We start from the raw sequence: 14,941 nt of genomic DNA on the forward strand, positions 1-14,941 counted from the left end.
TCAAAATAATATTCGTAATTTAGAATTTGCTTTCCCAGAAAAATTTTGATTTATGAGACTGAAAATTGACAGAAAACCTGAAAAAGTACTTCCGGATACAAGACGCGTAATAGCACGCTTTTTTTTTAACGGCGAAGAGCGAGCAGTAGCACTTATTAAAAGAATATTGGCTTTAGAGAAGGATGAGGTATTTGCTATTATTTCACCTTTACTTCAGGATTTTTCCAAAAGGCACAGGAGCATTACCCAAAAACTGATGCGTCACTGCGAACGCGTAAGGCATTATATAGAACTGGCAGGAGCTAATTTCAACGAGCTTGACGAAGACTGTAAACTGCTTATAGGTTCTTATTTTACTCATGAATATTCTATTGAGTCGGCGGCATTTTTTAATCCGTCTATCGTACCCGACCCCGATCAGACTAATCTTGAAGAAGGTCAGCTTCGTGTTATTATCAGTTTTAGGGCTGTGGGTGAGGGGCATGTTTCATCGGTGGTTTTCAGGAGGGCGATTATAGATACAGATGGTTCTATCACCGTGATACGAGCAGGGAAATATATTGATGAGGCCGAAAAGATACATAACCTTGTGTACCATAAAAGACAGTTTTTAAGAAAGGCGATAGAGGCTGATATTAGTGAGTTTTTTATACAGGTAGTTGCCGATAAGCTGGAAGACCGTTTTGATTACAATCAGTTAAAGGGACTGGTATATGAAGCCCGGGATAAAACCAGCGACCCAAAAGAGATTGCACAGTATAAAATGATATTGGCGCTTAGTGACAGTTACAGGCGTATAACCTTCTCTAAGGATACTGATATTAGCGACAGGGTTATTTTCCCTATTTCTGATTTTGAAAGTAAAGGGATTGAGGATGCCCGTTTTGTAAAGTTTACCGATGATAACGGACGTACCATTTACTATGCTACCTATACGGCTTATGACGGAGTACATATTATGCCGAAACTTTTAAAAACGACCGATTTTTATGAGTTCAGGACAAGTCCGCTGCATGGTAGTGGGGCACGTAATAAAAACCTAGCCCTGTTCCCCAGAAAAATAAACGGCAAGTATGTTATGCTGGCCCGTATTGATGGTTGGAATAACTACCTGATGTATTCTGATAACATAAACGAATGGGAAGAACCTGTTAAAATACAGGGGCCCGAATATTCGTGGGAATTTGTACAGATGGGGAATTGCGGTTCACCTATTGAAACCGAATGCGGATGGCTGGTTATTACCCATGCGGTAGGGCCTATGCGTCGTTATACTATTGGGGCTTCATTACTGGATATAGATGATCCGTCAAAAGAGATAGGTAGACTGAAAGATCCCCTTATTATGCCTAATCCCGATGAAAGGGAAGGCTATGTGCCAAACGTGGTGTATTCCTGCGGATCGATAATACATAACGGCGAACTTATTATCCCGTACGGACATTCTGATCACAGTTCGGGATTCGCATCGGTAAACCTTAAAACATTACTGGACAGGTTAAAAAGCGGAGGTTAAATAATTGTGTAATCTGCAATCGCATAATCTGCTGTCGTATATTTGCATAGAATTACGCATTTCAACTTTTTATGGAAAATAATAGTACCGGTAATGAATCCGGTTTCTTTAAGAAAAATCCAGTACTTAAAATAAAAGAATTTCGTTCGTTTTTATGTATTCGCTTTGGGCTCATTTTTGCCCTGAATATGCAAATTACCATTATCTTTTATTGGATATATCATCTTACCTCAAATAAACTTGCCCTTGGAGGGGTAGGGTTATCAGAGGTTATACCCGCAATTACATTTTCTTTTTTTGCAGGACATTTTGTTGACCTTAACGAAAAAAGGAAAATGGTGCTGTTGTGTATTTCAGCTTATATATTATTAGGGTTAAGCCTGTTTATGCTAACCACCCCCTATGCATTGGAAAGACTAGGTATTCAATACACCTTGTATAGTGTATATGCACTTGTTTTTTGTGGCGGTGCTATCCGTTCTTTTATGGGGCCATCGGTGTTTTCGCTTTTCGGACTTGTGGTGCCACGTAAAAACTATGCCAATGCAATAAGCTGGAGTAGTATGGCATGGCAAACCGGTTCGGTATTAGGGCCTTTGGCAGCAGGTGTACTTATTGCCTTTAACGGTATTACTATGGGTATGGGGGCAGTAGTATTTATAGAGTTGTTACTGCTTATCCCAATGCTGAGTATTGGGGTTAAACCAATACTTAAAAAAGAGCGTGAACCTATATTGCAAAGCCTTACACAGGGGATACGTTTTGTGGTAAAAACACCTGAGCTTTTAGGAGCACAGTTGCTGGATATGTTTTCGGTTTTATTTGGTGGTGCTGTAGCGCTGTTACCGGTTTACCAAAAGGAAATACTAATGGTAGATGAGGTAGGTTATGGTATACTGCGGGCAGCTCCCGGCATTGGAGCATTAATCACACTGGGTATACTGGCTTTTTTACCTTTGCGTACCAATCCGGGTAAAAAACTGTTTGTTGCTGTGGGCGGATTTGCCATTTCGATAATCATTTTCGGTATCTCAAAAAACTTTTACCTTTCTTTTTTTATGCTAATGTTTTCGGGTATGTTTGATGCGGTAAGTGTGGTAATACGCAGTACGATATTACAACTTGTAACCCCCGATCATATGAGGGGAAGGGTGGCATCGGTAAATACTATGTTTGTTAGTTCTTCTAATGAGTTAGGGGATTTTGAAAGTGGTGTTATGGCACACTGGCTGGGTACGGTTAGGGCTGTAGTTGTAGGCGGATGCCTCACATTGGGTGTTGTAGCTGTTACCTTTTTCTCAGCGCCACAACTGCGGAGGTTTGGTTTCCATGAGGAAGAAAAATAATTATGATGTGTTGAAACCCTTGAGTTTAAATTAATGAGTATTTTAGAGATATGATTTTTAATAATTTCACTGATGGCTATTTGTAAATTATGTAAGGTAGATAAGCAATTAATTAAAAAGTCTCATATCTTCCCGAATTTTCTGTATACTGATTTTTATGATGAGCAAAATCGCTTAAGGAAATTTGATATTAATGAGATGAAAAAAAGAAATCCTAGGATTTCTAAACCTCCTACAGGAATATATGAAGGACAGATTTTATGTAATAAATGTGATAATAATATTATAGGGGCTTTAGAAACTTATATGTCTCTATTGGTTAACTCAAAAAAAGGCACTAAAGTTAAAGGGAAGAGAATTGATAGTGGTCTAAGCGTTTTTGAAATTAGAAATATAGATTCTAAAAAACTTAAATTGTTTTTATTGTCAATTTTGTTTAGGGCTTCTATAAGTTCACTTTCAGAGTTTAATGATGTTAAATTGGGACCTTATGAAGAGAAAATAAGACTTGCCATTTTAAATAATAATATAGAGGAGCTTGATATTCAGATTTCAATTTTAAAATTTGCCAGAAACTCTAATTTTACAAGATTCATTGCTCAGCCAATTAGAAGTAAAATTGGTCATGCTACAGTTTACTCAATAATTATTAATGGTTATTTAATTATTTTCTTTATGAAAGAAAACGATATGTCAAAACAGCTTATTGATTTTAAGGTAAGGGACTCTGATAAATTAGAAGTTTTACAAGTTCCTAAAGCACAAGTTGAAAAGTTTATAATATCGTTGATGAGCCAATGAATTTAATTGTGCTTTTTCCTAAGAATGAGGAGTATTGTTGTTTAGATGTTTATCTCTTTTTAGCTTTTTCTATCTGCTTCAAAATATCTTTGGCTGCTGCTTTATAGGCTGCTGTATGTAACGGGAATCCCTGTGGGAGTATATGCTCCAGTTCGGGGTATATCCAGTCTTCCTTTTTTCCTATAAGGAAAAGGGTACGCATGGCATAGGCTTTATTGGCTACTTTGCCTACAGGGTTAATAAGCCAGTCAAAACAAGATTCGGTTATCTGGCTTATGTGTTTTCCGTTTAGGAAACCCGACTCGCTTTTTTGGTGCTCCTGTATAGCAAACAAACATATTTTTGATATGGATCGTATGGCACTGTCACTTGTAAAGTTTGACAGGTTATTGCAAAATACATCGAGGTATTCCTTTAGCCACTCAATTTTGTTTTCAAAAACCAGTTCGCTTATCCAACAGGCTTTGTGATGGTTTTTGTCTGATGTATTAAGGGCTGTTGCCATGAGTTCTGGTAACAGGTTACTGTTATTAAACACCATATTGCTTAGTTCATGCCTTATGGGACGATGCGCAGTGCTTTTTTCTATTTTAAGATAAAAATCAGTGTTCAAAATATCCAACTTAGTGGCGGGAAATTACAAAAAATAAGCCTTCATAAAAAACTAAAGGCAAAACATTACGTTTTGCCTTTAGCGCACAAAATTAGGAGATATGGCTTATTTCCTAATGAACATATGGGCTGTTTGGCTGTTTCCTCCCGTAAGTTTTAAAATGTAGGTTCCGTTAGAAAGTGAGCTAACATCAATGCTGTTGCTGTTAGGGAACGCACCTTTTAAAAGTGTTTTTCCGGTAACATCTATAATCCAGTAATCAGTTACTGTATTGTTATCCGGAAGCGTTATGTTAAGAATGTTTGATGTAGGGTTTGGATAAAGTGTAACCTGACTGTTAACAACAGGGTCATTAATGCCAAGAGAACAATCAGGGTTCATAGTAACTACTACAGGATTTTCAGATGTGTTTGAAACTGAGTTAGAACAATATTCAGGCCCTGCTTCAACATAGTAACTTCCCGGTTCGGTAATTACATAGATAACATCGTTAGCACCTTCAATCGCCTCCCCGTCTTTGTACCATTGTATACTACTGTCGTAAGGACTGTTTAGTTCGCATGTAATTGTTGATTCGTCACAAATCATCCAAGTGAAATTTTCATCATTTGGAACCACATCATCACTAAAGGTCATGCTAAAAGAAATACCTGCCCAGTTGTAGCTGTCAATCTGTATAGTGTTAGATTCATAAGTTTCTCCATCAAGAGCTACTACAACTTTAAATAACGCCTGGTCGTAAGTATACCAATCGTAAGTGAAAGATGCTTCAGTAGCACCATCTATAGCAACAAATTCATCATCAGTAAACCAATATTTGTAATACCACTGGTAGGTGTCATACTCCATGTCGTTAGTAACTGTAGCAGTACCATCTGTGTATGGGCAAAGCATAGTGTCGCCTGCAATAATTGGAGTTGGGTCAGCTGTAGTACATTCAGGATTATCCATTACTACTATAGGTAACGAAGTACTTGTGCTGTTAGGGCAAAATTCGGGAGCTGCAACAACATAGTATGTTCCTGCTTCTGTTATCGTATAATTTATGTCTGTAGCGCCTTCAATTGCTACATCATTTTTATACCATTGTACAACAGTGTATGGAGATTGTACAGCACTTGTTATAGTACTCTCATCACAAATATAGTAAGCCTGATTATCCGGGTTAAAAGTTACATCGTCACTGGTTTGTGTAGAAACAAGAAGTCCCGCCCAGTTGTAACTGTCAATTTGTATGGTGTTAGACTCATAAGTCTCTCCATCAAGGGTTACTACAACTTTGAATAATGACTGATCGTAAGTATACCAGTCGTAAGTAAATGATGCTTCGTTAGCGCCATCTATAGCAACAAACTCATCGTCAGTAAACCAAAATTTGTAATACCACTGGTAGGTGTCATACTCCATGTCGCTAGTAACTGTAGCTGTGCCATCTGTGTAAGGGCAAAGCATAGTGTCGCCTGCAATAACCGGAGTTGGGTCGACCGTAGTACATTCAGGATTATCCATTACTACTATAGGTAACGAAGTACTTGTGCTGCTAGGGCAAAATTCGGGAGCGGCAACTACGTGGTAAGTTCCAGCTTCAGTAATCGTGTAGCTCATATCGGTAGCGCCTTCAATGGCTACATCATTTTTATACCATTGTGCAACAGTATATGGTGATTGAGTAGAGCTTGTAATGGTGCTTTCGTCACAAATATAATAAGCCTGATTGTCTGGATTAAACGTTACATCGTCACTGGTTTGTGTAGAAACAATAAGCCCGGTCCATGCGTAACTGTCAATTTGTATAGTGTTAGATTCATAAGTCTGTCCGTCAAGAGTTACTACAACTTTAAATAATGACTGATCGTAAGTATACCAATCATAAGTAAATGATGCCTGTGTAGCACCATCTATAGCTACAAAATCGTCGTTAAGAAACCAGTATTTGTAATACCACTGGTAGGTATCATATTCGGTATCGTTTGTAATTGTAGCTGTGCCGTTAGTGTATGGGCAAAGCATGGTATCACCTTCAATAGAGGGTGCCTGTGCAACCGATAGAAGCGGTATAAAGCACAGGAAAAATAGTAATAGCTTTTTCATAGATACATAGTTTTTAGTTTGAAGAGTAAAATTACTTTTCAGTACTTATGTAGCTGGTGTTAAAGCCCGGACAAAGTGTGACATTTTTATTTATTAGTGTGACGTTTGAAGTTTATTGTTTTGATAATCAGTTTTTTCTTAATTTTATATAATTTTGGTGCACCAAAAACCAGTTAAAATTTAAAGATGCTCAGATTACTAATGTTATTATGTGCTACGGGGGCTTTTGCTCAGGAGGTACACAAAAATCAGCAGTTTTATGTAGGAGGCTGTTATGGCTTCGGTAATGAATTTGGTAACAGCAACTATTCTTTTAGTAACAGCTATGTACAAATTCAGTTTTATTACTCTTTTAATCCTTCAAAAAAATGGGAGTACCTTGTGGCTTTCCAGCCTGAAATCAATTTTGCCAAACACCAGCTGCTTAATCCTTATTTTGTAACACCCGATGAACCGGATTATGAACAGAAACGAAGAGAGTTTACACAGTTGAAAGACTTAAATCAGTATGCTTTTAATGTGGCTTTTTTTGCGAAGTATAATTTTTCCAAAAGTATTTCGGCTTATGCAATGTTAAATGTAGGACCAACAATTAGTACTAAGGAGACCGAGAGGCTTACTCGTGGGTTTACATTTAATGATGTGCTGGGAGTAGGGGTAGCTTATAATACGGGAAGTGTAATATTTGATGTAAGGCCTAATGTAAGGCATGTGTCAAATGCAGGGCTTAACGAATCAAACGCAGGGTTTAATACTTTAAATATATCATTTGGGTTTATTGTCCCAATGGGATAAGGCGGAATTCAATTCCGCCTTATTTTTTCAGCGTTCTTACTTTTTAATGAACAGTTTGGAAATGTAGTTTCCGTTACCTGCAATTTTTATGATGTAAGTTCCGGGAGTAAGCTCTGTTGTACTAATGTTATTGTTTTGTGATAGTGTACCGTTAAGTAATGTTTTTCCGGTAAGGTCGGTAATGGTATATTCTTCCAGTCCGGAATCTTCAGGTAAATTTACGTTTAGGTAGTTTGTACTTGGGTTTGGGTAAACTTTAATTTCATTAATGTCAATTTTTGAAGTGGTGCTTTTAAGCTCTATTCCCGGGTTACGGCCACACTTTGTTAAGGTTACATTAATCCCAATGCCGGGTGCTTCTATGTGGTCAGGGCACATAGTTGGTGCTGCCTGCACACTATAGGTCCCTGCCTGTGTAATAGCATATGATGAACTGTTAGCTCCAAGGATAGGCTGTCCGTTTCTATACCACTGAATATTCTCGGTAAAAGGCGGGCTGTTTATTTTTAATACAAAACTACTGCCGGCACATAAGTAATAAGTACCCTTACTACCATCATAGTAAACGTCTTTTGATGGTTCGTAAGTTAAATACATAGGAGTCCATACATGAGTAGCAATAAAAAGAGTATTTGATTCATAACGTACTCCGTTTACTTTTGTCTCCAGTTTAATTTCAGATAAATCATAATAATACCAGTCGTAAGTAAAAGATGCCTGTGTTGCACCGGGGATAATTTCAAAAGTGTCACTATAGTATCCTTTTTTATACCATTGATAAGCGTCATAAACGGTAGAATTTGCCACCTGTGCAGTACCATCGGTGTTGGGGCATAACATAGTGTCACCTTCAATAATGAGTTCCTGTCCTGATGCTAATCCGCATATCAGAAACAGTGAAAAAAGTAATAGTTTTTTCATAATGAATAATTGGTATTTAATTGGTTTAGCTTTTAAGATAGTAAAGCAATATGGGGCAGCAGGTCATTTTAAGATTTTTTTCACTAAAAAACTACGGGTTAATTAAATCTTAATTTTTTGATATTCAGTATATAGATTAAAAAAGGGTTTTAGTTATTGATTCCTTGAGCTGAATCAGAAAACATTTATACATTTTATTACAAAATAATACGGTATATAAATGAGGCAAATTCCTAATTAGTATATTTGCAAATTATATCAAACCTGTTAGTAAGCGTGATACAGCTTCATGATAAACAATTTGTACCCTTTATATCTGCTGCCGAAATTGATAAAACAATAGCCGGAATGGCGCAGCAAATAGAGGCTGATACCAATAATGAGGTTCCTGTTTTTGTAGGGGTGCTTAACGGCGCCTTTATGTTTTTAAGTGATCTTATGAAGCATTACAAAAAACCTTGTGAGGTTAGTTTTGTAAAACTGGCATCTTATGAGGGTACACAGTCTACAAATACGGTTAAGCAACTTGTGGGGCTGGATAAAAATGTGGAAGGGCGCACGGTTATTATAGTGGAAGATATAGTAGATACAGGCAATACAGTAGTAGAGCTTGTAAAAATGTTTGAAGGCAGGGGAGTAAAGCAATTAAAAATTGCCAGCCTGTTTTTTAAACCCGAAGCCTATAAAAAAGATATAAAGCTGAATTATACAGGCTTTTCAATACCTAATAAGTTTATTGTAGGCTATGGTCTTGATTATGACGGACTGGGGAGAAACATACCGGAAATTTATCAACTTAAATAAATATACTAATAACATACAATGGTTAATATCGTACTATTTGGAAAACCGGGTGCAGGTAAAGGTACTCAGGCAGAATTTTTAAAAGAAAAATACAACCTAACTCATATCTCTACAGGAGACGTTTTCCGTTACAACCTTAAAAACGGAACTGAGCTTGGAAAACAGGCGCAGGTTTTTATTGATAAAGGTGAACTTGTTCCGGATGCATTAACAATCAAAATGCTTCAGGATGAGGTAGAGAAGAACCCTGATACTAAAGGTTTTCTTTTTGACGGTTTCCCAAGAACAGTTGCACAGGCTGATGCCTTAGATGAGTTTCTTAAAACTAAAGGATGGGAAGTAACTGCTACAGTTGCACTTGAGGCAGATGATGAAATACTTGTACAACGTTTACTTGAGCGTGGTAAAACCAGCGGAAGAGCAGACGATCAGGACGAGAATCTTATAAGAAACCGTTACCAGGAGTACAACGAAAAAACGGCTCCGCTTATTGAGTACTACAAAGGTCAGGGTAAATTCTTTGCCGTAAACGGTATAGGTGAAATCTCTGAGGTTACTCAAAGGCTAAGCCTTATAATAGACAAGCTGTAACTAAAAGCCTAGCGATTGGAAATAGCCATAATATTATTTTTAATACTGCTTAACGGTGTTTTTTCCATGTCGGAAATTGCACTTATATCAGCACGTAAAAACCGACTGGAAACAGCGGCAAAAAAAGGTAACTCTAGTGCACAAACTGCATTGGATCTTGCCAATTCGCCTAATAAGTTCCTTTCAACGGTACAAATTGGTATTACCCTTATTGGTATTCTTACCGGTATATACAGTGGTGATAAAGTTACCGATGATGTAGAAGCGTTTATTGTTAAGTTTGAAGCTCTTGCTCCTTATGCCGATAGTATAGCTGTTGGGGTAGTGGTAGTGATACTAACATTTTTTTCGCTTATACTGGGGGAACTTTTACCTAAAAGGATAGGTCTTACATACCCGGAAAGTATAGCAAGAATGGTAGCCCTGCCTATGAAGTTTATCTCCATAATCACGGCTCCGTTTATATGGTTGCTTACTTCTTCGACCGACTTTTTAATGAAAGTATTTAACATTCGCCCTACGGCAGATGGTAAAGTAACTGAGGAAGAGATTAAGGCAATTATTAAAGAAGGAACCGAAGGTGGTGAGGTACAGGAAATAGAACAGGATATCATGGAACGTGTGTTTCATATAGGGGACAGGAAAGTAAACTCCCTTATGACGCACAGAAAATCGGTAGCTTACTTGTCTACTCAGTCTGACAAGGAAAGTATAAAAGGTATAATGCTGGAAGAGTTACATTCTGTATATCCGGTATGTGAAGATAATCTGGACGATGTGGTTGGTGTGGTATTGCTAAAGGATATTTTTGCCAATTACGAAAACCCGCAGTTTAACCTTCAGGAAATAACCAAAGAGCCGGTATATTTAATAGAACATACATCGGCTTATAAGGCACTTGAGATATTTAAGAAAACAAAAGTACACTATGCTTTGGTTACCGATGAGTATGGAGTATTCCAGGGGATAATAACCCTAAACGATATTTTGGAAGCGCTTGTGGGTGATGCATCCGACTTTTACCATGACGAGTTCCAGTTGGTTGAAAATAGTGACGGAACCTGGACGGTTGACGGACATTATCCGCTGCATGACTTCCTTACTTATTTTGATCTTGATGAACTTACTACCGATTATGAGGTAACAACCGTAAGCGGACTTATAATGACTGAGCTTTCGTATATCCCTAAACAGGGTGAGAAACTGGCTTGGAACCACTTTGAGCTGGAAGTGCTTAAAATGGATGGTGTTAAGATTGATAAGGTAAAAGTAAGGTCTATTAGTAAAGAAGAATAGTCTGCGTAAATTTGCAGACAAACAAACAATAATTGGTGATGGATTGGGTACAGCCCAGCGCCTGAAACCTGAAACATAAAGAAATGACAGAAGGGAATTTTGTAGATTACGTAAAAATATATGTTGCCTCAGGTAAAGGAGGTAAAGGGTCTACTCACCTGCACAGGGAAAAGTTTATTGAAAAAGGCGGACCCGATGGTGGAGATGGTGGTCGTGGCGGTCACGTTTACCTTGTAGGTAATAAAGGGCTGTGGACACTTTTTCACTTAAAGTTTGCAAGACATATTAAAGCCGGGCACGGAGGAGATGGTGGTAGCGCCAGAAGTACCGGTGCCGATGGTGATGATAAGTTTATTGAAGTGCCTCTGGGTACGGTTATTCGTGATAAGGAAACTAATGAGATTTTGTTTGAAATAACCGAACACGGAGAGAAAAAAATAATAGCAAAAGGAGGTAAGGGAGGTTTAGGTAACTGGCACTTCCGTAGTTCTACAAACCAAACGCCGCGTTATTCACAACCCGGGTTACCGGGGGAGGAGCTTGATGTTATCCTTGAGCTTAAAGTACTGGCCGATGTAGGTTTGGTAGGTTTCCCTAATGCAGGTAAGTCTACATTATTATCGGTGCTTACATCTGCTAAACCAAAAATTGCCGATTATCCTTTTACCACATTAAAACCTAATTTAGGTATTGTGGCTTACAGGGATTATCAGTCGTTTGTAATTGCCGATATTCCGGGGATTATAGAAGGTGCTGCCGAAGGTAAAGGTCTTGGACATTATTTTTTAAGGCATATTGAACGTAACTCTACGTTGCTTTTCTTGGTTCCGGCTGATACCGAAGATATTAAGAAGGAGTACGATATACTTGTAGATGAGCTTAGAAGGTATAATCCTGAGATGCTGGATAAAGACAGGCTGGTAGCTATATCAAAATGCGATATGCTGGATGATGAGCTAAAAGCAGAACTTAAAGAACAGCTTGACGAAGAATTTAAAGATATACCTTATATGTTTATCTCATCGGTTGCCCAACAGGGACTGGTCGAATTAAAAGATAAACTATGGCAAATGCTTAATGCATAAAGAAAGGTTTAATCCTTAACGATACATGAAAAATCCTGAGTACAATGTTCAGGATTTTTTGTTTTTAAAGGTTAATGTTTTCTAAAAAAAAGTAGTGTTGAGGTTTTAAGGTAGTGACAGCCATGTATATTTGGTTAATCACTAAACTAAAATGTTTGTTAATTAATGGAGGTGTTAAAAAAAATCATATCGTTTGTTTTAGATATTTTTTTTATAGGGCTGCCTGTTTTTATTATTTTTTGGTTCGCATTTGATTTTATAATCTTTAACAGATGTTTTCTTGGTAAAGAGGGGTTAAATGTTTTGTATTACGTGTTGCCCATCATAACAGGCTTGCTGTTGAGTGTAATTGTTGCAGTTTGGGTAAAAAAAATGAATAAGTATACACAAATGGTTTTTATACTGCTGTCAGCTTGTTATCAGTTTGTATCGTTGTGGTTCACTATAACTGTGTTTTGTGACAAAAATCAAAACCTTAATTTAGATCTTAAAATTTTTGTGTGGATATCCATAGTAATTTCTTTGGTTACAATGTTGGTCAGAAATTTTAAAAGACTTTCATTTAGAGATATTTCACTTATTAACATAGTTTTTTTTATTTGGATGATAGATTTTCTTTTTTTTGAGATAATAGCAGATTTTCTGTTATCACTGCTTTCTAAGGAAATGGTTAGAGGTTTATGTTAAGGCAAACACAAAGATGCAATTAAGCATCTTTTTTTATTTTTAAGCAGTAAAGAATCATGCGGTTTTTACGCCATGTTTATTTTACGAAATTCTCAAAAAAGAGGTATATTCGCAGCGCTAAAGCAATAAAGTTGATAATAACCGTGTAACAAAATATACAATACGGCTACTTATTGGCTAAACTTTTTAATCTTATAAAAATCAGATGAAAAAACTTATTTTGTTCCTTACCATGTCACTCATGGTAATGCCTGTAAGGGCAGACGAAGGTATGTGGTTTTTGATGTTCATTGAACGCTTAAACCACAGGGATATGCAAAAAATGGGCTTGCAGTTAACGGCTGAAGAAATTTACAGCATTAACAATCACAGCCTTAAAGACGCTATTGTACAGTTTGATGGCGGATGTACTGCAGAGGTTATCTCTAAAGAAGGTTTGGTTTTAACAAACCACCACTGCGGTTATGAAGCTATTGCCGAGCTTTCAACTCCTGAGGCAAACTACCTGAGAGATGGTTACTGGGCACCAACAAGAGGTGATGAGCTTAAGCCAAAAAGCCTTTCTGTTCGTTTCTTTGTAAGAATGGACGATGTTTCAAAAAGAATCCTTTCTAAAGTTAACGACAGTATGACTGAAGAAGAGAGACAAAAAGCGATTCAGCAGGAAAGTGCTCTAATTGAAAAAGAAAACAGCGAAGGCGGAAAATATGTTGTTTCTGTTCGTTCTTTCTTTGAAGGTAATGAGTACTACTACTTTGTTTACCAGGACTATAACGACGTTCGTCTTGTAGGTACTCCACCGGAGAGCATTGGTAAATTTGGTGGTGATACAGATAACTGGGAGTGGCCACGTCATACAGGTGATTTCTCTATGTTCCGTATTTATGCTGATGCAAACGGTAACCCGGCAGAATATTCTCCAAACAACGTGCCTTTAACTCCTAAGCATTATTTACCTGTAAGCCTTAATGGTGTTCAGGAAGATGATTTTGCTATGATATTAGGTTACCCTGGTCGTACTAACCGTTGGATGCCGGCTGCCGGTATTGAGCAAAATGTAAAATATGCTTATCCTGCATGGGTAGAGTCGTCTAAACTGGGTATGGACAGAATGAAGGTTTACATGGATCAAAGCGATGCAGTTCGTCTTGACTATGCTTCAAAATATGCTCAGGTAGCTAACTACTGGAAAAACCGTCAGGGTATGATTGATGCCCTTACAAAACATAAAACAGCCGAAACTAAAGCTAAAGGAGAGGCTAAGTTCAATAAATGGGCTAACAAAAAAGCAAATAAAGATAATTATGGTGATGTTATCGCTAACATAAACGCATACTATGCTAAGACAAACGAAAAAGCACGTCAGGACAATTACCTTATCGGACTTTTAAGAACAAGTACTTTTGCTGTATTGCCATACAGAGTAGGTGGTGCACTTATGCAGTATGCATCGGCAGGTGAAGCTCAAAGAGCTCAGGTACTGCCAAGAATAGAAGAGTTTGTTGCAGAAGAGTATAAAACATTATACATGCCTCTTGAAAAAGATGTGCTTGCTGCTCAGCTTCATTTATATGCTACAAAATCTACAGGATATGATATTGCTCCGCTTGTAGCTCAGTTAGGTAAAGAAAACAACTTTGATTATACTGCTTATGTAAACAATGCATTTGAGAACAGTATATTCAAATCTAAAGAAAGCGTTGAGGAGTTCCTTAAAAATCCAAATGCTGAGGCACTTCAAAATGATCCTCTATTCTTACTTTCTAACGATATCCTAACTCAGTACAGAGCTGTGCCGGATGATATTACTGCTCTTCAGGACAGTTATTCTAAATCTTTCCGTTTAATGGTACAGGGTATGAGAGAGGCTAACCCGAAAGTAAAATACTATCCGGATGCTAACAGTACATTACGTTTAACTTATGGTAAAGTAAGAACTCTTCCTAAAGACAGTCGTAATGATGCTGCTAAAAATTACTACACTACAATGAAAGGCGAAGTGGCTAAATACAAGCCAAACGATCCTGAATTTGACCTGCCTAAAAAACTTATTGAAATGTATGAGGCTAAAGACTTTGGTCGTTATGCTGATAAAGCAGGTTATATGCCGGTAAACTTCCTTACTGATAACGATATTACAGGTGGTAACTCTGGTTCTCCTGTATTAAACGGTAAAGGCGAGCTTATTGGTCTTGCTTTTGATGGTAACATTGAGGCAATGGCTGGTGACGTAATATTTGATAAAGAACTTCAAAGAACTATTAACGTAGATATTCGTTATGTACTTTGGGTAATCGACAAGTTCTCTGGAGCTAAGCACATTGTAGACGAAATGACTATTGTAGAATAATTTAATTATTATTTGTTCAAATAAAAAACGCCTCCCATATGGGAG

General features: G+C 37.5%; 12 protein-coding genes. 9 read left to right on the plus strand and 3 right to left on the minus strand.

Features of this window, described 5'->3' with window-relative positions; all coding sequences use genetic code 11:
- Positions 1-52: 52 nt before the first annotated feature.
- The 3 genes from Q763_RS00190 (at position 53) to Q763_RS00200 (ending at position 3,663) form a co-directional block, all read left to right on the plus strand.
- The gene (locus Q763_RS00190) at positions 53-1,516 is read left to right on the plus strand and encodes a glycoside hydrolase family 130 protein (protein WP_035129692.1); all 1,464 of its coding nucleotides are present in this window, start codon (positions 53-55) and stop codon (positions 1,514-1,516) included.
- A gap of 71 nt (positions 1,517-1,587) precedes the next feature.
- The gene (locus Q763_RS00195; protein ID WP_052123158.1) at positions 1,588-2,862 is read left to right on the plus strand and encodes an MFS transporter; all 1,275 of its coding nucleotides are present in this window, start codon (positions 1,588-1,590) and stop codon (positions 2,860-2,862) included.
- Between the two features lie 198 nt (positions 2,863-3,060).
- Positions 3,061-3,663, plus strand: coding sequence for a hypothetical protein (locus Q763_RS00200; protein ID WP_157499244.1), 603 nt, complete (start codon positions 3,061-3,063; stop codon positions 3,661-3,663).
- Positions 3,664-3,712: 49 nt separating this feature from the next.
- Here the strand turns inward: Q763_RS00200 and Q763_RS00205 are convergent, their stop codons facing one another.
- Entirely contained in the window at positions 3,713-4,276 is a 564-nt protein-coding gene (locus Q763_RS00205) for a hypothetical protein (protein WP_035129696.1), read from the minus strand.
- A 105-nt stretch (positions 4,277-4,381) separates the two neighbouring features.
- Complete coding sequence (locus Q763_RS00210; protein WP_035129698.1) at positions 4,382-6,367, minus strand: T9SS type A sorting domain-containing protein; 1,986 nt, start codon at positions 6,365-6,367, stop codon at positions 4,382-4,384.
- Between the two features lie 186 nt (positions 6,368-6,553).
- Between Q763_RS00210 and Q763_RS00215 the strand changes: the two genes are divergently transcribed.
- Positions 6,554-7,162 carry an acyloxyacyl hydrolase gene (locus tag Q763_RS00215; protein ID WP_035129700.1) on the plus strand — a complete coding sequence of 203 codons (609 nt, stop codon included), beginning with the start codon at positions 6,554-6,556 and terminating at the stop codon, positions 7,160-7,162.
- 36 nt (positions 7,163-7,198) lie between these two features.
- Here the strand turns inward: Q763_RS00215 and Q763_RS00220 are convergent, their stop codons facing one another.
- Positions 7,199-8,083 (minus strand): T9SS type A sorting domain-containing protein, encoded by an 885-nt coding sequence (locus Q763_RS00220; RefSeq protein ID WP_035129702.1) that lies wholly within the window; start codon positions 8,081-8,083, stop codon positions 7,199-7,201.
- Positions 8,084-8,359: 276 nt separating this feature from the next.
- On the opposite strand from Q763_RS00220, the gene hpt reads away from it, so the two are divergent.
- From hpt to Q763_RS00250, 5 genes are all read left to right on the plus strand, one after another.
- Positions 8,360-8,887, plus strand: coding sequence for a hypoxanthine phosphoribosyltransferase (gene hpt / locus Q763_RS00225; protein WP_035129703.1), 528 nt, complete (start codon positions 8,360-8,362; stop codon positions 8,885-8,887).
- 18 nt (positions 8,888-8,905) lie between these two features.
- The gene (locus tag Q763_RS00230) at positions 8,906-9,478 is read left to right on the plus strand and encodes an adenylate kinase (RefSeq protein WP_035129706.1); all 573 of its coding nucleotides are present in this window, start codon (positions 8,906-8,908) and stop codon (positions 9,476-9,478) included.
- Between the two features lie 15 nt (positions 9,479-9,493).
- Positions 9,494-10,774 (plus strand): hemolysin family protein, encoded by a 1,281-nt coding sequence (locus Q763_RS00235; RefSeq protein WP_084595984.1) that lies wholly within the window; start codon positions 9,494-9,496, stop codon positions 10,772-10,774.
- 83 nt (positions 10,775-10,857) lie between these two features.
- The gene (gene obgE, locus Q763_RS00240; protein ID WP_035129711.1) at positions 10,858-11,859 is read left to right on the plus strand and encodes a GTPase ObgE; all 1,002 of its coding nucleotides are present in this window, start codon (positions 10,858-10,860) and stop codon (positions 11,857-11,859) included.
- Positions 11,860-12,751: 892 nt separating this feature from the next.
- Positions 12,752-14,896: a S46 family peptidase gene (locus Q763_RS00250; RefSeq protein WP_035129716.1), complete on the plus strand. Its 2,145-nt coding sequence runs from the start codon at positions 12,752-12,754 to the stop codon at positions 14,894-14,896.
- The last annotated feature ends 45 nt before the right edge of the window (positions 14,897-14,941 follow it).

Source organism: Flavobacterium beibuense F44-8 (assembly GCF_000769915.1).
Taxonomy (GTDB): domain Bacteria; phylum Bacteroidota; class Bacteroidia; order Flavobacteriales; family Flavobacteriaceae; genus Flavobacterium; species Flavobacterium beibuense.

Coding starts and splice junctions, on each gene's coding strand:
- Q763_RS00190 (WP_035129692.1), top strand. CDS start 53: ATGAGACTGAAAATTGACAGAAAACCTGAAAAAGTACTTCCGGATACA.
- Q763_RS00195 (WP_052123158.1), top strand. CDS start 1,588: ATGGAAAATAATAGTACCGGTAATGAATCCGGTTTCTTTAAGAAAAAT.
- Q763_RS00200 (WP_157499244.1), top strand. CDS start 3,061: ATGAAAAAAAGAAATCCTAGGATTTCTAAACCTCCTACAGGAATATAT.
- Q763_RS00210 (WP_035129698.1), bottom strand. CDS start 6,367: ATGAAAAAGCTATTACTATTTTTCCTGTGCTTTATACCGCTTCTATCG.
- Q763_RS00215 (WP_035129700.1), top strand. CDS start 6,554: ATGCTCAGATTACTAATGTTATTATGTGCTACGGGGGCTTTTGCTCAG.
- Q763_RS00220 (WP_035129702.1), bottom strand. CDS start 8,083: ATGAAAAAACTATTACTTTTTTCACTGTTTCTGATATGCGGATTAGCA.
- Q763_RS00230 (WP_035129706.1), top strand. CDS start 8,906: ATGGTTAATATCGTACTATTTGGAAAACCGGGTGCAGGTAAAGGTACT.
- obgE (WP_035129711.1), top strand. CDS start 10,858: ATGACAGAAGGGAATTTTGTAGATTACGTAAAAATATATGTTGCCTCA.
- Q763_RS00250 (WP_035129716.1), top strand. CDS start 12,752: ATGAAAAAACTTATTTTGTTCCTTACCATGTCACTCATGGTAATGCCT.